The sequence below is a fragment of the Nitrospira sp. genome (assembly GCA_030692565.1).
GTDB lineage: Bacteria > Nitrospirota > Nitrospiria > Nitrospirales > Nitrospiraceae > Nitrospira_D.
In genome coordinates this window covers 1-20,933 of the sequence record JAUYAO010000034.1, presented here as the reverse complement: position 1 = coordinate 20,933, position 20,933 = coordinate 1, and the positions used below count along the sequence as shown (strand labels likewise).

The window sequence follows — 20,933 nt, the reverse complement described above, 5'->3', positions numbered from 1 at the left end:
CACCGTGCTCCCTGCGGCCTTGTTAGATGACGTTTTGATCATCCTGTTAACCCGCGTCGTGGCTCGTAACCCGCGCCATCCCTTCGTTCCCCTCGGACTGCGCCACCGGCCAGGTGACGAGGCCTGACACACCTTCCGCCGCGCCCACCGCGACCTGCTGCTTCGCATAAATCTGCGGCAGCTTGTTCGTACCGAACTTGGAGATGTAGAGGAACACGTGCTCGCGGGAATTCACCCGCACGGCCCAGGGCTGGAAATCGTTCTTGTAGAACTCTTCGCACATCTGCATCGCATCGAGGCACGACAGGGTGCTCGGCTCGTTCAGCGTGTAGTAGTAGTCCAGCGGCAGGTCGTACTCCTCCTGCTTGTGGATCGTGATGCCGAACTTCTCCGGATTGCGCACCATCGGCGTGTGCCGGTAGGCCACGAAGTAGAAGAGTTCCACGGAGTGAATGACCGGCTGATTGTCGATAACGAACTGCCGCGTTTCCAGCGCCTCGTCTTTCGTTTCGCCGGGGAAGCCGTAGAAAGCCATCACGTGGTTCCAGATCCCCGCCTTCGAGGCCTGGTGGAGATTGTTCTGAATCACGCTCTTCTTCGCATGCTTATCCATGAGGTTCAAGACACGCTCGTTCGCCGACTCCATGCCGTAATAGAGGGTGCAGCAGCCGGCCTTCGCAGCCAGATCCCAGATCGCCTGGTCCTGTAAGGTTTCTTCAAAACGGATGAGCGTCGTCCACTTGATCCCGACGTTCTGCTCCACCAGTAGCTGCGAGACTTTCTTGAAGAGCGCCGGCGGATAGGATTCGTCGGAGAAGAGGAAATGTTTGCACTGGTACTTGTCGCGCAGTGCCGTCACCTGCTCGATCACATGCTGCGCCGTCATCCCGCGATATTGATCGAAGTAGCCCTGCCCGTGGTCGCAGAACGTGCAGCGGCCCCAGTAGCAGCCGCGCGTCGCGAGATAGGGAATGATCCGCTCCGGGACAAAGTAATGATCCAGCGGCAGGCCGTCAAAATCCGGCAGCGGCAGCGCCGCCGTCTTCTCCGTATAGACTTCCTTGCTCTGCTTCACCCCGTCGGCATGGCGATACATGAGATTCGGCACCGACTCCAGCGCCCGCTGCCCGTTCAGCGCCTCGATATACCAGAGCAGCGCATGTTCGCCTTCGTAGAGGATCGCCGCGTCGAACACCTCGGTGAAGAACCGCTCGTGATGCGGCAGTTCTTCCTGCAACCGTGTGATGACGTTCCCCCCGACCACGACCTTGATGTGCGGGAACGTCTCCTTGATCATCTTGCAGAAGGTCAGGCCCGCCAGCAGCTGCATCTGCGTGCCGATGGAGATACCGACCACATCCGGCTTCTCTTTGCTCACGGAGGGCAGCACCAGCTGATTGCAGATATCGCGGTAGACGTTCACCTGTTCGTCGTCGAGACAGGCGAAGACTTCCTTCGACACTCCCGGACGATAACCCAGGTTGCTTTCCATCGGATAGAAGACGAGCGAGGCCGGATAGTAGGCGGCGGAGATGTACTGCATCGCCTCACGGAAGGTATTGAGCGCCAGCTCCAGTTTTTCGGCTTCGTAGAACCGTTCGCCGCGGACAACCAGCTTGGCATCTTCCGCCCGCTCGGCCAGATCGAACACATCCACCGCATAGGCCTGCTCGACCACGGCTTTCTGATCCGCTTCGCGATCCGTAAGCGTCCCGGCCTTTTCCTTGTCCTGCAGCGGCTTGAGCTGCATGCCCAATCGAGCCTTCACCCAGATCAGGAACTCCATGGTGAAGAAGTGGTCGTACATCTCGATGTTGATGTCGCGCTGTACAACCGTGTGCCCGGCCTCCCGCAGCACCGCCGTCAGCGACGGCAACGCCAGATAGGGCGCCGTCGGCACCCACTCGGGCGGAAACAGCAGCATCACCTTCGAGGTCTTCCGATCCTCTTTCTTGATCGGCGACAAACCGTCTATCTGTACGAGGCCGGAGCTACTCATATATTCTTTCTATTTCCCTGCTCATCACGCGTCACTGGTATTCTTTCCCCTCCTTTGTAAGAAGGGGAAGGGGAGGTAGAGACCGGGCTTCTACCCCTCCTAGCCCCCCCTTACAAAGGGGAGGGATTTTGGGACCAGCTCAACTGCCTCGTCCCTTGTCCGACCTCGTCATGCGTCAAGTGTCTGTTCAGATCATTCAGCACTCAGCACCCAGGACTCAGCACTATTCAAATCACATCTTTCCAGCCAGCGTCGGCGTCACCCCCGCCGTTTTCATTGACTGATATTGCAGATCCCGCAACTTCTCCAGCCCGAACTTCGCAATATAGAGAAAAATGTATTCCCTGATGTAGAGCCGCAGGTCCCAGCCCGCGTAATGATTCTGTTCGAATTGCTGAAACACCCGCTCGGCTTCTTCGATGCTCATCCCGTTCTTCACCGTGTAGTAGTAGTCGAGCGCCAGATCCCATTCGGGATTCTTGTAGGCGGTCACGCCCCACTTCTCCGGATGCTTCGCCACGGGATTATGCCGGCCCAGGTCGAACGTGCCGAACCCCAGCGAATGCACATAGTCTTTGTTCTGCTCCAGAAACTCCACCGACGACCAGGCCTCTTCCTTCGTCTCGCCGGGAAAGCCGAAGAAGCCCATGCAGTGGTTCCAGATGCCGGCCTCCGCCGTGCGCTTGAGATGCTCGGTCATGATGGCGGTCGTCGTCGCCTTGTCCATCAGCTTCAGCACCCGCTCGTTCCCCGACTCATAGCCGAAGTGGAGATACTTGCAGCCCGACTCCTTCGCATCCTGCCAGACCTGATCTTCCAGCAGGCTCTTCTCGAACCGCATGTGCGTCGTCCAGACGATGTCCATTTTCGTATCGATCAAGCCGCGCGCCAGCTTGCGGAACAAAGCCGGCGGGTATGACTCGTCGGTGAAGTGGAAATGCTTCGCCCCGTATTTGTCGCGCAGATGCTGGATCTCCCCGAGAATGTCCTGAATCTTCTTGCTCCGGTATCCGGCGGTATAGCCCTCACCATGGTCGCAGAACTCGCAGCGGCCCCAGTAGCAGCCGCGCGTCGCCAGATAGGGCAGAATCTTCGTTGGGACGAAGTACTTCTCCAGCGGCAGCCCGTCGAAATCCGGCGGCGGCAGCGCATGCATATCTTCCGCAAAGCTCGTCTCCGAGGTATGGACGCCGGTCTCGTCCTTGTAGATCGTATTCGGCACGTCGGCCAGGCTCCGCTTCGCCCCCACAGCCGACACCAGTTGCACGAAAGCCGTCTCCCCTTCATAGACTACGGCACTGTCGAAGTATTGGAACAGCGGCGACTCCGGCAGCACATCGCGCAGGCGCGTGACCGTATTGCCGCCGATCGTGATGTGGATGTTGGGGAAGTGCTGTTTGATCAGGGCGCAGAAGGTCATGGTGGAGAACATCTGCTGCTGCAGGACGATCGAGATCCCGATCACATCCGGCTGCTCCGCCTCGATCGCCGGCTTCACCAAATGGTCGAACACATCCCGGTAGATGTTCACCTGGGTATCGTTCACTGCGTCGATGACTTCGGAAGAGACGAAGACCTTATAGGACAGATCCGTCTCCATCGGCGGCATGCAGATCCGCGCCGGGGCATAGACCATCGAAATGACCGACGTCACCTCGCGGAATACTTGAATGGCCCACTCTAACTGATCGATTTCGTAGAAGACTTCCCCGCGAATGATCGCCTTCGCCTTCTCCGCTTTCTTGATCAATTCGTCGATCCGCTGCCTGGTCACGTCGCAGAGCGCGAGCTGCAAATCCATCTCGTTGGCGTCCAGATCCCGCTTCTTGGAGAGCTTCCGGAGCCGGTCGAGCTGTTGCGGCACCCGGCGCAGGACTTTCTTTAAAAAGTCCTCGCTGAAGTACCAGTCCCACATTTCGAGGTTGATGTCTTTTTGGATGACGGTATGACCGGCCTGACGGAGGACGGCGGTAAGGGAGGGAAGACTGAGATAGGGTTCGGAAGGAAACCAGTCCGGCGGGAAGATCAGCATGACCTTCATCTTCCGGCCGCTGGAAGCTTCGAAACTCTGACGATTCAGGAGAATCAGTTCTTTGGAGGCGCGTTCACCCTTCGAGTACTCAATGCGCATGAAGGAGGCTCCTCGTCTATCGCACCGGCATTCCGGAGCCCGCCGAAGCTTCAGCAAAGGCGGGTGAAACACCCCAGAATGCCAAGGGGTTAGCTATAGGAGGACACATTGTAAGGGGGCCAAAGATTGATATGCAAGAGCGGGGAGCGGAGCGGCCAGATAGTCCTTTGTGCTCGCTGAGGCCCCACGGAGAAACAGTGGTCCCTCAATGCGCGCAATGAAGGACTACCTGACCACTCCTTTGATAGGGAAAAGAAGAGAGGCGTGATGAATCAAAGCGGTTTCGACTGGCCCGAGGTATGAGCGCGAAGAGCTTTTTCAGCAAAGGCATCGATTGTACCAGCCTTCACATCAGCCTCGAACTAACGATCCCATGTCTCCGCGTCAAATGCCGCATACCACCGACGAAACGCGGCAAGCTCCTCGGGAGACAGCTTCTCAATCTGTTCTTCGATCGCTTCGATGCTGCCCATACACCACCTTTACTACTGCACACCTGAGAGAACCTCGCCCTTCGTCAGGTCCCGATAAAGATCGCGAAGATGGGATTGCAGGTCTTCGAAGGACTCCCCTTGTGTCCAGTAATCCGGATTGTCCTGGAGGTAGCCGAGCCACTGCCCTTGATCCTGCCAATAAATATACTTGATCAATTCCATGGTCAGTATTTTAGCCGGACTAAAAATGTCTGGGAAGTGGAGCGCGGAAACGGACAGCTCAAAACCGGCGGATCCGTGTTAGAAGAATAATCGACGAACCCCCAGGATGCTCAAAACGGCATCCCGCTAGGCCGCAGGCAAGTCAAAACCGGAGGCGTACCCTTGGGGTACGTTGAGGATTTTGGCGAGCCGAGAACGACGCGAGAGGTCGTTTTCAGCTTCCTGGTTGGAAGCCCGCTCGCCCTTCGACGACTCAATGCGCATGAAGGAGGCTCCTCGTCTATCGCACCGGCATTCAGAAACCGAAAGAATGCCAAGGGGTTAGCTATAGGAGGACACATTGTAAGGGGGCGGGGGAATCAGTTCGAGAGCCAAACGCCCTCTTTGGCCTTTTACAATTGACACTTGTTAGCGTCCCGTCTTACCTTCCCTAAATCTTTTGGGTGGGCTGCTGCCGGTTTCAAAGACACCGAGTTAGGTGTATGAATGAAACCGGAGGTAGGTCATGGAGCGACGGAAGTTTACGCGCGAGTTCAAAATTGAGGCGGTGAAGTTAATCCAGGAGCGCGGGGTGACGGTGGCGCAAGCCGCGCGGGATTTGGGCGTGCATGGGACGGTGTTGCGCCGATGGGTGCAGGAGTCTGCCGCCGACGCGGCACAGGCCTTTCCGGGCCAGGGGCAGATGAAGCCTGAGCAGGCGGAACTCGCTCGGCTTCGCCGTGAAGTCATCAAGCTAAAGGCGGAGCGCGATATCTTAAAAAAAGCCGCGGCCTACTTCGCGAAAGAGGCGCTGTGAAGTTCGCCTTTATCGCGACACCCCGAGGGATCTGGCCGGCGGGATGGTTGTGCGAGGCGCTCGGGGTCTCGCGGGCAGGCTTCTATGCCTGGCGAACCCGATCGCCGAGTGCCCGGGCGAGGGCCAACGATCAGCTGCTGACGAGGGTGCAAGCCAGCTTTCTCGCCAGTGACCGAACCTATGGAGCCCGGCGTGTCTGGCACGATCTGCTAGCAGAGGGAGTCTCCTGCGGCCGACATCGGATCGAACGGCTCATGCGACACGCGGCGTTGCGCGCCCGCCCCAGGCGCCGGAAGATGCCGTTGGATACTGGCGTGCGGTCGACAAACGCCGTCGCGCCGAATGTGCTCGACCGGACGTTCACGGCCGCGTCGGCCAATCGAAAATGGGTCGCCGACTTCACCTATCTCTGGACCGCCGAAGGCTGGCTCTACGTGGCCGCGGTCGTGGACCTGTTCTCACGCCGGGTCATCGGCTGGTCCATGCAGGCGACGATGACCACGCAACTCGTCACCGATGCCCTCGTGATGGCGATCTGGCGGCGCGGCAAGCCAGAGGCGGTCCTGCATCATTCGGATCGGGGCAGCCAGTACACCAGTGAGCCGTTCCAGCGGCTGCTGGTTGACCATGGCGTGACCTGTAGCATGAGCCGAGCCGGTAACTGCTGGGACAATGCCGCGATGGAGAGCTTCTTCTCCTCGTTGAAAACTGAACGCACGGCGAACAAAACGTACCGCACGCGAGACCAAGCCAAAGCGGACGTGTTCGATTACATCGAGTGCTTCTACAATCCCACGCGCGAGCCAAGAAAAGGGGACAACCAAGAAAAGGGGACAGGCTACTTTTCTAGTGGCTTCCTCGGCCGCCCCCGCTTCCGCATCGTTGATTCCAACCCCAACGTCTCCGCTATCTTTGCTTGCCAGCCTTCCCTTCCGAAGGGCTGCTGCCGATTCACGCAGGTCCGCAACGTGACCAGTTCATGATCAAAGAGCGGCTGATCGATCCATTGCAACCACTCGTTCGGCATCTCGGCAGGCAACGAGTCACTCACCCGTGGGAAGCGCAGACTGGACCAGGGCCAGTCCATCGCATGCTCGACTAAACCCGCACGAACTGGATTGCGGAGCACATACCGAAGGGCCGTGAGGAGATGACTGTCTTGCTGAATCGGAAAACTTTTGAACCGACCCTGCCACACATGTCCATGACTCCGGTAATGCTGGTGATACCGCCGGACATGGCTCGTCATCCACCACTGCATGAATGGACTCAGCGTTGCCTCAGTGGCGGGCTGCACGACAAGATGGAAATGATTCGGCATCAGGCAGACGCCGAACACTTTGACGGGGAATTTTGATTTCGCGGCAGTAAGCAAGTCGAGGAAGGCCGTGTAGTCGCCATCTTTATGGAAGACGATCGCCCCACCGTTCCCCCGATTCAAAACATGGTAGGCGTGTCCGGCCACTTGTCCGCGTGGAATCCGAGGCATGGGTCAGTACGGTATCCGAATCAGTAGCTATATCGCAAGAAAAAGTAGCCTGTCCCCTTTTTTATTCTACCCCACACTCATCTCTCCTTCCGTCACACACACAGCACGTTAACCTAAACCCAGTCTAATCCCCCTACCCTAGAATCTATTTGCTCTTGCGAAACTCATAAGCGCTTCGACCATCATCTTCTTGCGATACACCCGCTGCAGGCTGAATGCCTTTCAGCCGTTCAAATCGAACTGGATACCCTTGTCCCCCAGGCTGAACTACTGTTTCAGTTTCAACAATCTCAAGAACATTTCCAGCAGCATCCTTCTTTACAGCAATGGACTTTGAATACGTGGTGGGGACCGTACAGCCTGGCAATGCGATTGCAAAAGCTAGCACGGCAATACTCAATACATGCCTCATTGTTATCTCCTTTTATATAAAGACCTCGTTGACACCAATCCACCGCAATCTACGTGGGGTAAAGAGCATAAAATCGGTCTATATTATCTAAGGGCAGTGAAGAAAATATACGGGGACATTCTAAATTTCTTCTGAGTTGCGGAACGGTGTTTGGTTACGTTCCCCCGTACGCAGCGCGTATTTCTCGCGCCTCACCGTAAGACATTTCACGCTACATCATTCCACTCCAGCCTCACGGCTTGGAGGATTGCCGAGACTGATTCAGGTGGATCTACACTCACGTCGCGGCGCTTCGGCAAGCGAGAATCCGGACGCCTAGATAAGTACACGCACCCCTCGCCCACCGCTGCTAAGAGAATCAGACTCCCGGATAAGCAGCAAGAGGAATGTCCCTTATAGTGGGGGCCGTCGAGCAGTAAACCGAGTGCTGTCACGCGCGCACACACAGGAGGACCGATATGAGGACCACCGTACTATCATCCGAACTGGACACCTCAACGAGTCGAATCGGCTTCATGCGGTCAGTCTTTGAACTGCTCGGAATCGTTCTGATTCGGTTCCGGCCCGTTCAGAGAATGTGGGGTGCGTGGCTCGTCGCCGTGAACGCGGCGGGTCTGTTATTCATCATGCACATTGAGGCTCAAGTCGCACTAGGAGCAGTAGGCATGGCGCTGCTCGCCCAAGCGCTGATCTATCAGCGCAAGCGCTTCATTCGGCTGCTCGGAGTGACACATATGATCTGGGTGCCCATGCTGGCGTGGATGGCCCTGCGCTTTGCCACGATCCCGGAAGGGGAAGTCGCGTTCCATGCTTGGCTCGTCACGCTCATCGCCACCAATGCCATCTCTTTGGCGATCGATGCCTGGGATGCAGCGCGTTTCGTCCTTGGCGAACGTCAGCCCCATTACGTATGGTGATCATGAGGGATGGAGGAAAAGAATGGGGACATTCTGAATCTCCCGCCGCGTGGCGATCCGACGCCTTTACCTTTCCCCTTCACAACACAAGGCCGATGGACCAGGCGGTCGTGAAAGAGTAGAGTGACCCACGGCTTTCTGCTCGGCATCGAGGCGCAGGAGCAAAGATGACAAAACAAGACGATGGTTCTTCTGCCCGTTCTACGTTTGTTCCGCTCATCCCGGTACTCTTTCTGCTCGGTTCGTTCTTGCTCCCTTCCTTCGATCTGAGTTCAAGCCAAGCCCACGCCGCAGGCGGAGGTCAGACGAAGTTCCAGCGCATATCGACACAGTTCATCGCGGCGTTGGGCGATCCAGGTGCGACCTCCGGGAGCGGCGCGCAATCGTGGGGTCTGTGGCCTCTGGACCCGGGTCCTCGGGGCGTTGAGCTGACCAACTATAAACGGTTGAAGGATGCAGGTGGCGTCGCCCCAGCGCGCTGGAAATTCGACGACAGGGACTGGTGGCTGGAGGAGCATGGCTTGATCATGGAGCAGCCGACCTTTCCGCTCCCTCCCGGCAAATACCTGGTCACGGGCGCCCGCAAGGTGACGGCTGTGCTGACCATTCATCCCGCCGACAGGAATGGCGACAGGCGCTGGGAGCTCGATAAGGGCGCGACGCTCTACGATGTGACGCACCTGGCCTGCCGCTCCGCGCGCTATACACCGGCAGCGGTTGGTGGTTCGTGCTCGCCGGCACACGTGCAGAAGACTGCGTTTCCAGTAGCGCCAGGGGGAACGATGCCTCCGGTCGAGGGCTGCACGAAGCAGGACTATGCGGTTCTCATCGTGATCGGCGTGGGCGTGGAAGACTGAACGCCGGTGACGACGGACTAGACAAAGAAACAGGTGTCAGGAACCACTTTCCGACGCGTGGCGTCCGGTGCCTTCCTCGTCTCCCCCACTTCTCCCCTTCTTCTCATCTCATCCCTCGGCAGACTTGCATTTTCAGGCATCCGGGCATAGCCTTACCTGCAAGAACGGCTAAGGAGAACACCCATGGCAAAGGCAAAAGCTGAAGCGCTGGAACTGATCAAGAAGCTGCCTGACGATGTGACCACGAGTGGGATTATGGAGGAGCTGTTCTTCAAGCAGCAGGTGGAAAAGGGCCTTCAGGACGTAGCTGAGGGACGCATCCTCACCCAGGCAGAGCTGAAGGAGAGAATGGCCCGATGGCGCAAGTCCGCTGGTCGCTGACTGCCGGGAACGATCTTCAGGACATCGAAGACTTCATCGCCCGTGATTCCGTACTCCATGCGATCACGTTCGTCGACCGCATGGTTGAATCCACAGAGACACTCCTCACGAACTCCCACATCGGACGCGTTGTTCCCGAGTTCAATCGCTCGGATCTTCGAGAAGTGATTTTCGGAACTTATCGAATCGTCTATCTCGTGAAAGACGACACCGTCTTCATTCTTCGAGTCGTCCACGGTGCTCGAGATTTACAGGCACTTGTTCGCCGAGAACCTTGGGACATTGGCATCTGAGACGTTGGGAAGAAAAAGAGGGAGATTCTGAGCCGCCCCCGATTTCATTGACACCGCGTAGGGCACATATGCGGCCTCCTCGGCCTCACCAACTGCCGCATCGTCGATTCCAAGCCCATCGTCGCCTCAATCTTCGCTCGCCAGTTTTCCCTCCCCAATGGCTGCTGCCGATTCATGCAGATCCGCAATGTGACCAGTTCATGATCAAAGATGAACTGATCGATCTGGTCCCCTTTCTCTTTGCCACAAGGCTTGCTGCCCTGGGGCAAGAAACCTGTATAGTACGCCGTTCACCAAAATCACATCGTCGGAGGCTTCATGGATTGGACGTCACTTACTACTACCCTCGAGTTTCTGGTGTTTGGACTTGTCGTGGGCGTTATCGCCAAGGTGCTGATGCCCGGAAAGGATCCGGGTCAGTTGATCGGGACGACGGTGATCGGGATCGGAGGCGGCCTGATCGGCGGCTGTCTTGGGGGCCAAGTAGGTCTCAGCGGGGATTCCGATATCATCGCGTTTGTCTTCGCAATCATCGGGGCGCTTATCATACTGATGCTCTATCACTGGCTCGCAGCCTAACAAATTACGGAACAAGGACAGTGGGCAGACAAACTGAGCAATTGTGAGCAGCCACTCAAGAAGCGATCGAGTACCATTGAATCATGCTCCACGAATTTTTGACTTCGAACCGTACAGAGTTGATCACGCGTTGCAGGAACAATGCAGTGCAAAGATTCTCGCCCTCCGAGAGTCCCATCGCACTCGATCACGGTGTCCCGCTCTTCCTGCAGCAGCTCGTCGAGACCCTTCGCCTCGAACAAACCACCCCTCATGTCGATACCGTCGAGACAACGCCGACGCCGGCTCATACGGAGATCGGTCGCGCCGCTGCCGTGCACGGCGGTGACTTACTCCGACTCGGATATACCATCGACCAGGTCGTGCACGATTATGGCGATGTGTGCCAATCCGTCACCCAGTTAGCCGGCGAACAGGACATGGAAATCTCTACAACTGAATTTCGCACGCTCAACCGTTGCCTCGACAATGCGATTGCCGACGCCGTCACGGCATTTGGATCTGCTCACCAGGTCTTAATCGATGACCAGGCGGAAACTTTGCAGCAACGCCTGCATTATTATTCGGTCGATCATCAACGTCTAGTCGATATCGCCCTCAAATCATTTTCCGCAATAAGGACAGGTCATGTAGGAGCGACTGGAGCGACCGGCACATTGCTGTTGCAGACCCTAGAGGAACTGCGCTCCCTCGCTGAGCGGACGTTGCCTGAGATCCGTCTGGCCTACCTCAGCAGTTCAGCTGCGCCCTCCTAACCGCGCATGCTTCATTCGACGCTTCATTCCTGCACGACAAGCAGCCGTCACGCCCTGCATCTCCTGCCTCACCTACTTCCGCGATAGACCAAACCGACAGGCCACGTTACAATGGCCGCGCTTTCTGCTCGCTTCGCAATAGATTTTGCGAATACATCCCACGGCAATCACCACGACCTATATCGTCACCGTTCTGTTGGACGTCAACGAGATGCAGGACGCGGACGACCGGGCGGAAAGCCGCAGCTACATCGTGAGTGATCGCGAGTCCAGGCAGGCCGTGATCATCGATGCCGTGATCGAGAACGTCGAGCGCGACGTTCGACTTATCCACGAGCTTGGGCTGACCCTCCGCTTTGCCGTCGAAACGCACATCCATGCCGATCACATCACCGGCGCTTCGGCCATCAAAGATCGAACCGGCGCGCAGATCGTGTACGGCGGCGGCGCCAAGAGCGAGGTCACCGGCGCGGATCTGTTCCTGTTCGAGGGCGAGGCGCTGCGGATCGGCCAGACGTCACTGACGGCGCTTGCAACCCCCGGTCATACGAACGGTTGCACGAGCTACGTGCTTCCCGGCGTCGTCTTCACGGGCGATGCGTTGTTCATCCGCGGCAACGGCCGGACCGATTTCCAGGGCGGCTCGCCGGAGAAACTGTTCGACTCCGTCCGGAAGAAACTGTTCGCGCTGCTGGACGACACGATCGTCTACCCCGGGCATGATTATCAGGGCCGGATCTCCTCCACGATCGGCGAGGAACAGCGATTCAACGAACGCCTCAACCTCTCGATCGACCAGGCGGCGTTCGTCGACATGATGAATCGAAGACACGTGCCGCGTCCCGCCAAAATGGATATCGCCATCCCCGCCAACATGAGAGCCGGCCGGACCACCTGATCACTCCTGCCCCCTTTCTTTCAGGCCGTCTCCACCATAAACCAATCTCTCATACTGAGCTGCATTGATCAGAGTAAGCATCGCTCATGCGCGTAGGATCGAATACCACGCGTGATCCGGTCACCACCGACGGATCGTGCCAAGTGAGATTACGTAGTGACCGTCATAAAAGAACCGAGGGACATTCGGTTGATAGATTTCCAATTACAACAGGGGGATGCCATGAACCAAATTCGCTATCTGGGGTTCGCGTTAGTGTTTGTCATGGGGTGCCAGGGGACGCCAACCGTGACGAGGACTGGGGATGTCAAAGACATCATCATTGGGGACACCCTCACATCCGGTGCAATTGCGGTCAATCCAGGCGATGAAATACGGTGGATCAACAAGAGGACCGCACCTGTGCGAGTCGTCTTTATCGACTCGGTGTCGGATAAGCAGTTGTCATGCAACAATAATTTCGGCGGGTGGATGACACCCAGCGGCACAGCCCAACTCACCACGAATCAATCTGCCAGCGTTTGTTTCCGGGATGCCGGCACGTTCCGGTATACCGTCAGGATGGAATCGGCTATGACGACCGGTGAGCTCAACGTTCCGGGAGTCATCACGGTTGGCGGACAGGGCGGCCAGGCCATGGGTCAAACCAGTGAGCAAAACCGTGGCCGAAGCAGTGGGCAGACCGGGGAGCAACCCAATGATCGAACCAGTGGGCAGGCCAGCGATCGCATCAGTGATCAAAAGCCAGGCCGCCCGAGCGATCAATCCAGCGACAAACCGACTAGCCCGACAAGCTCCACGTCGACCACGACCACCACGACGACAACAATGCCCCCTCAGTAAGTCCACCCGCCATCAAGACTTATTGAGGTATGCATCGAAAGAAACTGGATAAGCAGGGGGAGGACGAGAAAGAGGACGGGCTGGTTTCTCGCGGCTTCCTCGGCCTCCCCCCTCCGCATTGTCGATTCCAATCCCGGCGTCGCCGAAATCTTCGCTTGGGGTTGGAAACCCGTAATCTTCTGAATTCCCCGGCGCGTGGCCGTCCGGCGCCTTCCTCGCCATGCCCTCTCGCATCTTGACTCCCTCCCCTTGACAAACAATCGCACCAAACGTACGCTTTGTACGATTCGTACACTTCCAATGAGGTGATTCATGGCGCATCTTCCATCCAGTAAAGCACGCGAAGGGTTTGCAGACACCATCAACCGCGTCGCATTCGGCAAAGAGCGGGTGGTCTTGCGACGGCGCGGAAAGGAAGTGGCCGCCGTGGTTTCGATGGAGGATTTGCGATTACTGGAAGACTTGGAAGACCGCATCGACCTGATAGATGCGCGAGCCGCCTTAGCCGAGACGAAGAAGAAAGGCGCGAAGTCTCTGGAGGCCGTCATAAAGGAACTCGGTCTCTAGCCTTCCCCCATGGCCTACTCGATTCTCCTCGCCCCGCCTGCTGAGCGACAGCTCAAAGCGCTCGCCGAACCGGTTCAAAAACGGATCGTAAAGCGCCTCAAATCATTACGTGAGAATCCTCGCCCTCATGGCATCAAGAAACTCGCCGGCGAAGAGGACTTGTATCGCATTCGGGAAGGCGATTACCGCATCATCTATACGATTCAAGACAAACAACTGATCGTCCTCGTCGTGAAGATCGGCGACCGGAAAGCGATCTACCGATAACCTCCCCTCTCCCCCAGAATAAGGGAAGAAAAAACAGGGACATTCTGCATTCCCCGGCGCGGAGCGGAGCAATGGTTCACTCGGCATTTCTGGCACATCCGGATGAACACCACCGGCAAGGCACACCCATCACTCACCCTCACGCCCATTCATGGTCACCCAGGGCACGGGCATTCGTGAACTCGGTGCGTCACCGGCACGTTGCGGTCAGCCTCGCATGCCTTTCTCGAAGAACAATCCACGGTTGATGTCGCCGATGCTGAGCATCCCGACCAGCATGCCCTTCTCGACGACGGGAATGCGCCGGAAGTTCTTGAGCCCCATATAGGAGGCCGCTTCCAAAACAGGGTCGTGGGGCGCCACCGTCAGGGGATTCTGACTCATGATCTCTTCGACTTTCCTGCCAAGCGCCTCAGGATACCCCTCTTCCATTTCGACAAAATCCCGACTATGACACGTTGTCATGAATGTATTCGCCATAGTTAGGATACAACGGCAGCAGGACGTCGCGTAGCGTCACCATCCCGATAAGCCGGGCGTCTCCGTCTATCACGGGAATGGCCCCGCAATTGCGATTCATCATTTTTATGACAATCGATCGAACCGAATCCGTCTTTCTGGCAGTGACGATGCTGGTTGACATGACGTCATGGACTCGCATGACCACCTCCTTCTCGCAATGCAATGAGAAGTTCGGCTCTCGCCCTGCGTGCGTGCTCCGTCGACGCCGCAACGACCGGGACCGGTCGCCTGCCTTCAAAGACGGCTGGATCGATCAAGAAGGAAGCAGCACGGGCGACCTTGCAGGAAGTGAGGAGATCGCCCGTGTGTGGCGCTTAGGACGCCGACTGGCTTTCTTTTGTGCTGATCGGGAAGACCCGCTCAAGGATGGTTACAACGGCAGCTCGTCAGCGGAGAAGGGTGAGTTGAGTGGATATTCCTCACACCGGCCCGGACTCTCCACAATGGCTCATCGGTTTGTGTGATCCCTACGCGGGAAGGCGACAGCCGATGGAGAACCGGCTAGCGTGACTGACGAGAAGCCCGCCCGTCACTCGGCGGGCCCTGGTGGTCCGGCGGACTAAGGTTATCCATCTCCACCTCCTCCTGGCTTCGAAGTGATCTGAAGGATTGCGGACAGCCTCGCCTTGCGCCAGCCCCCTCTTCAGGAACGACTGCACGCGCAGTTTCATCCTTACTCCTCTTCAAGAAACCATGTCAACCGGAATTAGTTCATTTTTTTCAAATAGGCATCGGCATAACCCGTACCATCCATACACGAGCTCAGCACGAACTGATGACGCGACGAGAGCACGAACGTAGCTGGCTGAAGGGACACCCGCAGTCAGCAACCCTGCGGCCGTCCGGCGCCTTCCTCGCCTCACCCCCATTGCCTCCGGAGTGATCGGTACGCCTGCGATTTTGCAGTAAACTGAATCGTCCTACCTTTTGGCGTGTTCGTAGTGATTCGGCTGGTAGACGCGCTCATTTCAGGGGAACGTATAGAAGGAACGAATAGGATATTCACGGGCAGGAGCTATTCAAGGCAGGAAAGGACAAATACAACTGTCCCTATTTCTACAGCTTCACTTCTGCTGATTTGGCCGCATGTCGCTGGATATCGCGATCCGGAATGATGATATTCACGACCTCGCCGTCTTCATAGACGTCTGCAACATTGAGCGCTCCGCTCAATATCAGATCTCCAACTGCCTCTTCGCTGATATTCAGACGTTTCGCGGTAGCTGTGGGAGAGAAACCCCGTAGACCGGGATCCCGCTCAAGTGCTGCCATCCATTCTGAGGGCGAGTACCGTTTTCTCATGCAACGCAGTCTATATAAGGGTCCATACTATTTCAATCGACGACCGGCACGAAAAGACGGGCAAAGAACCATGTGTAGATTTTGGGGAGAAAAGAACGAGGATATTCTGAATTTCCCGGCGCGTGGCGTCCGGCGGCTTCTTCGCTTCTTCGCTTCTTCGCTTCTCCACCCCTCACCGCTTCTCACCCCAGACACCCGGAGACCAAGATGATCTGAAAAAGTAGAATGCCCCTGTTTCTTCGTTCAATCCATCCCGTCACGGAATCGGACTTGTCGCCCCCGGGTGATCCCGGCAGGACGCCGCCTCGCTAGCCTATTGTTTCGCCTCTATGATAGCCTTGCCGCCAGTGGCAGTTCCTCGAACCGGAGCGTTCGCGATGAGCCTGCTGCATGACAGACGTGAATTGCCGATCTCTGCGGGACTTTCTTTCCATCCTGGTTCCTCCACCACTCGCATTTGCCATTATCTGAGCACCCGCCGTGTTCTATATGCGGAGCGGCCTGGCATATTGCCCGGTCCAGCAAAGGGAGGGACATGATGAATATTGTCGAGCGTGTGAAGAACATTCTGCTCCAGCCGAAAACGGAATGGCCGGTGATTGATCCTGAACAGACCTCCACGCAGGCTCTTTACACCGGGTACATCATGCCGCTGGCCGCGATTGGACCGATCGCCATGCTGATCGGCCTGTCGGTGGTCGGTGTGCAGATGCCGTTCGCGGGCACGATACGGATGTCGTTCACCAGCCTCCTGTCACAAGTGGCGGTCAGCTATGTGCTCGGGCTGGCCGGCATCTACGTGCTCGCGCTGATTATCAATACGCTGGCGCCCACATTCGGCGGCACCAGCAATCTCATGCAGGCGTTGAAGGTGGCAGCCTACGGGGCGACGGCCGCCTGGGTCGGCGGGATCTTCCATCTCATTCCGGCGCTCGGCGTGTTGGGGCTTCTGGCGGCACTCTACACGCTATACCTACTGTATCTCGGCCTCCCTGTGCTGATGAAATCGCCACCTGAGCGATCCATGGGCTATACCATCTCGGTCGTGATCGCAGCGATCGTGCTCTTCATGGTGATCGGCGCTGTCAGCGCCGCGTTTGTGGGTGTTCCCATGGCCGTGACCCAAAGCAGGGAAGAACGAGAAACGACCAAACAACTCGAGCAGGTCGGCAAGAACCTCGAATCCTTCGCGAAGGGGCTTGAGAAGGCCGGACAGTCCGGTGAAAACACCAAGGCCGGGGACGCACCGGCAAACCTTGGCGACGCATTCCAGGCGGCAGGTAACGTGATGCAAGCCTTCAATCAGGCTGCGAGCGGAGGGAAACTCGTGGAGCCGGTCGATTTCCGACAGCTCAAGGCCTTGCTGCCGGAGGCGGTGGGCAACCTGCAGCGAGCCGAAGCCTCCGGCGAGAAATCGACCGCACTGGGGATGACGATCAGTAAAGCCGAAGCACGGTATACCGGCGAAGATCACCGGACCATCGACGTGATCATCTCGGACATCGGTAACGCGAGCGGGTTCGCAAGCCTGGCGCTCTATGCCTGGACGAACAACGACATTGATAAGGACTCCCCGACCGGTTACGAGAAAACGACGACGTTCCGGGGATACAAGGCGTACGAAAAGTACAACACCCGTGACCACAGTGGTGAATTGGGACTCCTGATCGAGAAGCGTTTCGTGGTGGAGGCCAAAGGAGCTGATGTGTCGATGGAGGAACTCAAGGGCGTGCTGGAAAAGCTTGATTTGAGCAAGTTAGCCGGCATGAAAGGCTAGCTGCGGCTCCTTTCCCTTCTCTTATGCAGAGTAGCGGGTGCAGAGGCATTGCACAGCCTCCGAAAGAAAAAGCGGGGCCAGGTCTTGCAGTCCAACATTTCCCGGCGTGTGGCGTTCGGCACCTTCCACAACTGCTTATCCGCTCCGCATTCACACTTGATGCACCCAGCGGTCGCGTAGCCGTACAGCCTCCCCCTTGTGCATCTGTTTTGATCAAGAAATGAGAGACCAAGTGAACGAGACTCGATCATGACGAACACATTGCGAACCTTGATAGATGGACGCGCCCGGCACACACGGAACGTCTCTCAGCTCCTCACCTTTATAACGGTGCTATTGACGGCTGTTGCACCTCCTCTTTGGGCCGCTCAATCACAATCTGCGTGCGATCTCATCACGAAGCAAGAGGTGGCTAAGGTCCTTAGCGCTGCGGTCAGCATCCAGGAGGATGCCTCGGGACCGGACCCCAACGGCGGCGACAATTGCGTATGGACTACGACAGACCGCCGCAATGTAATGGTTCGCGTCGTCGCTGTGCCGGATCAGAACTTCGTCATCTTTACATTCAAGTCCGAAGTGAGCAATGCGTTTAGTCACGGTAAACCCCCTGAAGTGCTCACGGGAATTGCCGACGAAGCAAAGTATCGCGCCGATGACGGCACCCTCACGGGAGGCGTGCTGGTCGGGCGGAAAGGCTCAGTCGTGTTCGTGGTGGAAGGGAGCACTACCCGCGAGCACTTGATCGCTCTTACCAAGATCCTCCTCTCTCACCTCTAGGGGTCGGGAGTCTTAGTTTGACAGCATCGCACCGAGAGAGAAAACGGAAACATTCTGAATTTCACGGCGCGTGGCGGGACAGCTCATCCCAACCCCCTTTCCTTCCTCCCTCATATTCATTCGTCTTCCAATGATTCCATCCTACTCATCGCTGGCCGCTGCGGTTATGCGAAAACTCCGACGGTCCAATTGAGATGAACCGGTCATAACGCCGAGCCTCCAAGAGTCTCCTGCCAATTTCTGTCGTTCCGCTGCTCAGGCAGGGACAGTTCCTTACCGTACCCAGTGCCATTTTTGGTCACACTGATGAATTTTCATGAGTATTGGCCGCACCCGCAAGCAGCTTGGCGGCATAACGATTGCGATACCGTAGGGAGCAGTGCCACCGAGTCCGTAACGCGTAGTACGGAGACTATTTAGATGGAGATGCGGTCGATCATACACCCGGGAATGAGTACGGCACGGATTGTTCTCGATCATAAACTCGTTGCTACTAGCTCTTTCTCTCTATCTCCAATACCGCCTCACCTGCCCATGCTGTGTCCGCACAAGGCGTGGCTCCTGGGATTGATACTGTTCTCAGGACTGTCAGGATGTGGGCCGGCTCAATCAGATTCCGAGCAGAACCTCGCATCCCGCGCCAGCCAGGTAGCACCGCCCGAGTCCCCGGCAACTTCGCCACACACTCCATCACCACTCAGTAACCACGCCACTATGGCGGCGATCGACGACCCTTCTCCTCTGCCGGACAAACTGGTTCTGCCTATCTGGATGGCACAGGCGCTTGATGCTCCGGATGTGTCGGTACGGCTGCGGGCCTTGGACAAATGGGCAACGCTGGGCGCCGATGCATCAATAGATCCCCTGGTAGTGGCACTCGATGATGACAACGACGATGTACGGAAAAAGGCGATGGAGCTGATCGAACAACACTGGGCGGTCGAGCCGCAGGCAGCGCCCGAGATAGAGAACAGGGGTACGGGCGCAGCTCTGCCGTAAGAGAGACGCGTTACATAGGATAACGCGTGGGTCCGGAGACAGTCAGTGGGTACCATTACCACATCACCAAGGAATCGTAACATGATGCGAAGCAAACGGAACAGATGGATGAGTGGGATCGGCGTGGCGGTCTTGGTCGGAAGCCTTTCCCTGATAAACTATGGCGGAAGCGTTGCCCCGGCGGCAGCCCACGACCATCAAAATCCCTTCAAGCACATCTTGGGGAAGCTGAATGAAATCCTCGCCAAGCTCAACACCGGTGGCAGCGGAGGCGGAGCAGGAAATCACACGCTACGGTGGGACACCAACAATCCCTCTGTGTCACGCTTTACGGTCTTGCCGGAATTTAACAATGCCGCGGTCAGGGACAACAACACCGGGCTGGTGTGGGAACAATCGCCGGCCACACTCCTTCCCGGCCCCACCTGGATCGACGCCCGTCTCCAATGCATCGAAAAGAATGTCGGAGGCTCGCGAGGCTGGCGGCTTCCATCGGTGGTTGAGTTGGCCAGTCTGATTGACCCGTCTCTGCCGCCGCCGTTTGTTCCAGCCGTGTTTACGGGCGTGCAGCTTTCTTCCTACTGGGCAGCGACGGCGAATGCGGTGGGGACTGGCAACGCGTGGACCGTGGGCTTCGATGAAGGTCATGCGGGATGGACCGGCAAGTCCAGTACTAGTTCAGTCTGGTGTGTGCGCGGCCCGATGCAGGAGTCTGTGTATTGAAAAATCGCTGACCGGAATAGCGAGGGACAGGGGCACACCCCCTGTCCCTCTCGATCCTCGCGCTCCCATCGCCTCCGGAGTGATGAATCCACCTCCGCCTTTGCAGTAAACTTATTCAAAACGGCACCTCAGTTTGAGCTCACATATGTCTGGTAGCCTTACAGCTCCCATCGATGAATCGTGACAACCTATAAACCTTTGGATCAAAAGCATCGATCGGCAATCATGCGACTTGTCTCAGTCGCGTGCGAAATGGCTGAATCAGATCACTCCTTGAAAGGGTTGCGATTCGACTAATCAAGTTTGCTGCATGGCGCTGGACTGCAGATGCTTTCGATTCCGAGAAGGCTGAGGTGAAGATAGATGCAATCAAGTTTAGCGTTGATCATATTCAGCACACGAGGGAAGCTTTAGGAGCAGCTGGTCGAGATGAAGGGCTCATACATGAGCATGTAGTTCCGCTTGGGAAGCTTGCGGAGCGAGCCCTAAAACTAGGATCTACCAGGCCTGATGCCTTGAGGAAGTTATTTGAGGATAATTGCAGAGCTGCGTTGATTACGCGCAAGCAGGATAAAATTTTTAACGACCATACGCTCCGCGATTCAATGCCCGACAGATGGGAATGGGGCGATGATCCACTCGCACGATATCACGCCTGCAATCTACATCTGCTTCCTCCGCGCATTGGGAAATAAGAAACTACTTTAAGAAGTAGGACACTCTCCCTTCTTCGCTAAAAAGCATGGACGGAAGGACAAAACAGGAACATTCTGAATTCCCCGGCGCGTGGCGGTCCCGCGCCTTCCTCGCCTCCCACCCATCACCGTTCTCCCACATCGCGATAGACCAATCTGTAATACCACAATGATAATGTCCGCTTTCACCACAGTAGAAATGTCCTCTTCGTTGCTAGACTGCCGGCTTTCAGACGGAGGGCTGGATGGTCGGAGAGGACAGGGTCATCATGAGTGTGAAGGAACTGAGACGAGTGCA

23 protein-coding genes and 1 pseudogene are annotated in these 20,933 nt (G+C 56.9%); 16 read left to right on the top strand and 8 right to left on the bottom strand.

What is annotated here, in order from left to right; genetic code table 11:
- Window positions 1-46: 46 nt before the first annotated feature.
- The 4 genes from Q8N04_08480 to Q8N04_08465 form a co-directional block, all read right to left on the bottom strand.
- The gene (locus Q8N04_08480; GenBank protein MDP3090698.1) at window positions 47-1,999 is read right to left on the bottom strand and encodes a radical SAM protein; all 1,953 of its coding nucleotides are present in this window, start codon (window positions 1,997-1,999) and stop codon (window positions 47-49) included.
- Window positions 2,000-2,231: 232 nt separating this feature from the next.
- Window positions 2,232-4,130 carry a radical SAM protein gene (locus Q8N04_08475; protein ID MDP3090697.1) on the bottom strand — a complete coding sequence of 633 codons (1,899 nt, stop codon included), beginning with the start codon at window positions 4,128-4,130 and terminating at the stop codon, window positions 2,232-2,234.
- A gap of 485 nt (window positions 4,131-4,615) precedes the next feature.
- Window positions 4,616-4,786 (bottom strand): hypothetical protein, encoded by a 171-nt coding sequence (locus tag Q8N04_08470; GenBank protein ID MDP3090696.1) that lies wholly within the window; start codon window positions 4,784-4,786, stop codon window positions 4,616-4,618.
- A gap of 126 nt (window positions 4,787-4,912) precedes the next feature.
- Entirely contained in the window at window positions 4,913-5,050 is a 138-nt protein-coding gene (locus Q8N04_08465; protein MDP3090695.1) for a hypothetical protein, read from the bottom strand.
- Window positions 5,051-5,291: 241 nt separating this feature from the next.
- Between Q8N04_08465 and Q8N04_08460 the strand changes: the two are divergent.
- A pseudogene (locus tag Q8N04_08460) lies at window positions 5,292-6,376 on the top strand (IS3 family transposase).
- 840 nt (window positions 6,377-7,216) lie between these two features.
- On the opposite strand, the gene Q8N04_08455 reads toward Q8N04_08460, so the two are convergent.
- A complete protein-coding gene (locus Q8N04_08455) occupies window positions 7,217-7,483 on the bottom strand; it encodes a hypothetical protein (GenBank protein ID MDP3090694.1) in 267 nt (88 codons plus the stop codon).
- A 665-nt stretch (window positions 7,484-8,148) separates the two neighbouring features.
- On the opposite strand from Q8N04_08455, the gene Q8N04_08450 reads away from it, so the two are divergent.
- The 10 genes from Q8N04_08450 (at window position 8,149) to Q8N04_08405 (ending at window position 13,840) form a co-directional block, all read left to right on the top strand.
- Complete coding sequence (locus tag Q8N04_08450; GenBank protein ID MDP3090693.1) at window positions 8,149-8,400, top strand: hypothetical protein; 252 nt, start codon at window positions 8,149-8,151, stop codon at window positions 8,398-8,400.
- 167 nt (window positions 8,401-8,567) lie between these two features.
- Window positions 8,568-9,257, top strand: a complete 690-nt coding sequence (locus Q8N04_08445; GenBank protein MDP3090692.1) for a hypothetical protein — start codon at window positions 8,568-8,570, stop codon at window positions 9,255-9,257.
- A 183-nt stretch (window positions 9,258-9,440) separates the two neighbouring features.
- Complete coding sequence (locus Q8N04_08440; protein ID MDP3090691.1) at window positions 9,441-9,638, top strand: hypothetical protein; 198 nt, start codon at window positions 9,441-9,443, stop codon at window positions 9,636-9,638.
- On the top strand, window positions 9,614-9,931 hold the full coding sequence (locus tag Q8N04_08435) for a type II toxin-antitoxin system RelE/ParE family toxin (GenBank protein ID MDP3090690.1): 318 nt from the start codon (window positions 9,614-9,616) through the stop codon (window positions 9,929-9,931). The genes Q8N04_08440 and Q8N04_08435 overlap by 25 nt, the downstream gene beginning before the upstream one ends.
- Window positions 9,932-10,249: 318 nt before the next feature.
- Complete coding sequence (locus Q8N04_08430) at window positions 10,250-10,510, top strand: GlsB/YeaQ/YmgE family stress response membrane protein (protein MDP3090689.1); 261 nt, start codon at window positions 10,250-10,252, stop codon at window positions 10,508-10,510.
- 146 nt (window positions 10,511-10,656) lie between these two features.
- Window positions 10,657-11,265: a hypothetical protein gene (locus tag Q8N04_08425; protein MDP3090688.1), complete on the top strand. Its 609-nt coding sequence runs from the start codon at window positions 10,657-10,659 to the stop codon at window positions 11,263-11,265.
- A 145-nt stretch (window positions 11,266-11,410) separates the two neighbouring features.
- The gene (locus tag Q8N04_08420; protein MDP3090687.1) at window positions 11,411-12,163 is read left to right on the top strand and encodes an MBL fold metallo-hydrolase; all 753 of its coding nucleotides are present in this window, start codon (window positions 11,411-11,413) and stop codon (window positions 12,161-12,163) included.
- Between the two features lie 222 nt (window positions 12,164-12,385).
- Window positions 12,386-13,006: a hypothetical protein gene (locus tag Q8N04_08415; GenBank protein ID MDP3090686.1), complete on the top strand. Its 621-nt coding sequence runs from the start codon at window positions 12,386-12,388 to the stop codon at window positions 13,004-13,006.
- A 312-nt stretch (window positions 13,007-13,318) separates the two neighbouring features.
- Complete coding sequence (locus Q8N04_08410; protein ID MDP3090685.1) at window positions 13,319-13,573, top strand: type II toxin-antitoxin system prevent-host-death family antitoxin; 255 nt, start codon at window positions 13,319-13,321, stop codon at window positions 13,571-13,573.
- Window positions 13,574-13,582: 9 nt separating this feature from the next.
- A complete protein-coding gene (locus tag Q8N04_08405) occupies window positions 13,583-13,840 on the top strand; it encodes a type II toxin-antitoxin system RelE/ParE family toxin (GenBank protein ID MDP3090684.1) in 258 nt (85 codons plus the stop codon).
- 207 nt (window positions 13,841-14,047) lie between these two features.
- Here the strand turns inward: Q8N04_08405 and Q8N04_08400 are convergent, their stop codons facing one another.
- Complete coding sequence (locus Q8N04_08400) at window positions 14,048-14,305, bottom strand: CBS domain-containing protein (GenBank protein MDP3090683.1); 258 nt, start codon at window positions 14,303-14,305, stop codon at window positions 14,048-14,050.
- Window positions 14,289-14,501: a CBS domain-containing protein gene (locus Q8N04_08395; protein MDP3090682.1), complete on the bottom strand. Its 213-nt coding sequence runs from the start codon at window positions 14,499-14,501 to the stop codon at window positions 14,289-14,291. The genes Q8N04_08400 and Q8N04_08395 overlap by 17 nt, the downstream gene beginning before the upstream one ends.
- On the opposite strand from Q8N04_08395, the gene Q8N04_08390 reads away from it, so the two are divergent.
- Window positions 14,500-14,826 carry a hypothetical protein gene (locus tag Q8N04_08390; GenBank protein ID MDP3090681.1) on the top strand — a complete coding sequence of 109 codons (327 nt, stop codon included), beginning with the start codon at window positions 14,500-14,502 and terminating at the stop codon, window positions 14,824-14,826. The two genes, Q8N04_08395 and Q8N04_08390, sit on opposite strands and share 2 nt — an antisense overlap.
- A gap of 592 nt (window positions 14,827-15,418) precedes the next feature.
- Here the strand turns inward: Q8N04_08390 and Q8N04_08385 are convergent.
- The gene (locus Q8N04_08385; protein MDP3090680.1) at window positions 15,419-15,664 is read right to left on the bottom strand and encodes a hypothetical protein; all 246 of its coding nucleotides are present in this window, start codon (window positions 15,662-15,664) and stop codon (window positions 15,419-15,421) included.
- Between the two features lie 535 nt (window positions 15,665-16,199).
- On the opposite strand from Q8N04_08385, the gene Q8N04_08380 reads away from it, so the two are divergent.
- The 4 genes from Q8N04_08380 to Q8N04_08365 all read left to right on the top strand — a co-directional run bounded on the left by Q8N04_08380 (window position 16,200) and on the right by Q8N04_08365 (window position 19,940).
- Window positions 16,200-17,441 carry a Yip1 family protein gene (locus Q8N04_08380; protein ID MDP3090679.1) on the top strand — a complete coding sequence of 414 codons (1,242 nt, stop codon included), beginning with the start codon at window positions 16,200-16,202 and terminating at the stop codon, window positions 17,439-17,441.
- Between the two features lie 408 nt (window positions 17,442-17,849).
- Window positions 17,850-18,218 carry a hypothetical protein gene (locus tag Q8N04_08375; protein ID MDP3090678.1) on the top strand — a complete coding sequence of 123 codons (369 nt, stop codon included), beginning with the start codon at window positions 17,850-17,852 and terminating at the stop codon, window positions 18,216-18,218.
- 714 nt (window positions 18,219-18,932) lie between these two features.
- Window positions 18,933-19,217 (top strand): hypothetical protein, encoded by a 285-nt coding sequence (locus Q8N04_08370; protein MDP3090677.1) that lies wholly within the window; start codon window positions 18,933-18,935, stop codon window positions 19,215-19,217.
- Window positions 19,218-19,298: 81 nt separating this feature from the next.
- Window positions 19,299-19,940 carry a DUF1566 domain-containing protein gene (locus Q8N04_08365; protein ID MDP3090676.1) on the top strand — a complete coding sequence of 214 codons (642 nt, stop codon included), beginning with the start codon at window positions 19,299-19,301 and terminating at the stop codon, window positions 19,938-19,940.
- The last annotated feature ends 993 nt before the right edge of the window (window positions 19,941-20,933 follow it).

Coding starts and splice junctions, on each gene's coding strand:
- Q8N04_08385 (MDP3090680.1), bottom strand. CDS start 15,664: ATGAGAAAACGGTACTCGCCCTCAGAATGGATGGCAGCACTTGAGCGG.
- Q8N04_08395 (MDP3090682.1), bottom strand. CDS start 14,501: ATGCGAGTCCATGACGTCATGTCAACCAGCATCGTCACTGCCAGAAAG.
- Q8N04_08455 (MDP3090694.1), bottom strand. CDS start 7,483: ATGAGGCATGTATTGAGTATTGCCGTGCTAGCTTTTGCAATCGCATTG.
- Q8N04_08365 (MDP3090676.1), top strand. CDS start 19,299: ATGATGCGAAGCAAACGGAACAGATGGATGAGTGGGATCGGCGTGGCG.
- Q8N04_08400 (MDP3090683.1), bottom strand. CDS start 14,305: ATGACAACGTGTCATAGTCGGGATTTTGTCGAAATGGAAGAGGGGTAT.
- Q8N04_08450 (MDP3090693.1), top strand. CDS start 8,149: ATGGCGCTGCTCGCCCAAGCGCTGATCTATCAGCGCAAGCGCTTCATT.
- Q8N04_08390 (MDP3090681.1), top strand. CDS start 14,500: ATGACCACCTCCTTCTCGCAATGCAATGAGAAGTTCGGCTCTCGCCCT.
- Q8N04_08380 (MDP3090679.1), top strand. CDS start 16,200: ATGATGAATATTGTCGAGCGTGTGAAGAACATTCTGCTCCAGCCGAAA.
- Q8N04_08370 (MDP3090677.1), top strand. CDS start 18,933: ATGGCGGCGATCGACGACCCTTCTCCTCTGCCGGACAAACTGGTTCTG.
- Q8N04_08470 (MDP3090696.1), bottom strand. CDS start 4,786: ATGGAATTGATCAAGTATATTTATTGGCAGGATCAAGGGCAGTGGCTC.
- Q8N04_08440 (MDP3090691.1), top strand. CDS start 9,441: ATGGCAAAGGCAAAAGCTGAAGCGCTGGAACTGATCAAGAAGCTGCCT.
- Q8N04_08445 (MDP3090692.1), top strand. CDS start 8,568: ATGACAAAACAAGACGATGGTTCTTCTGCCCGTTCTACGTTTGTTCCG.
- Q8N04_08405 (MDP3090684.1), top strand. CDS start 13,583: ATGGCCTACTCGATTCTCCTCGCCCCGCCTGCTGAGCGACAGCTCAAA.
- Q8N04_08430 (MDP3090689.1), top strand. CDS start 10,250: ATGGATTGGACGTCACTTACTACTACCCTCGAGTTTCTGGTGTTTGGA.
- Q8N04_08475 (MDP3090697.1), bottom strand. CDS start 4,130: ATGCGCATTGAGTACTCGAAGGGTGAACGCGCCTCCAAAGAACTGATT.
- Q8N04_08480 (MDP3090698.1), bottom strand. CDS start 1,999: ATGAGTAGCTCCGGCCTCGTACAGATAGACGGTTTGTCGCCGATCAAG.
- Q8N04_08465 (MDP3090695.1), bottom strand. CDS start 5,050: ATGCGCATTGAGTCGTCGAAGGGCGAGCGGGCTTCCAACCAGGAAGCT.
- Q8N04_08410 (MDP3090685.1), top strand. CDS start 13,319: ATGGCGCATCTTCCATCCAGTAAAGCACGCGAAGGGTTTGCAGACACC.
- Q8N04_08415 (MDP3090686.1), top strand. CDS start 12,386: ATGAACCAAATTCGCTATCTGGGGTTCGCGTTAGTGTTTGTCATGGGG.
- Q8N04_08435 (MDP3090690.1), top strand. CDS start 9,614: ATGGCGCAAGTCCGCTGGTCGCTGACTGCCGGGAACGATCTTCAGGAC.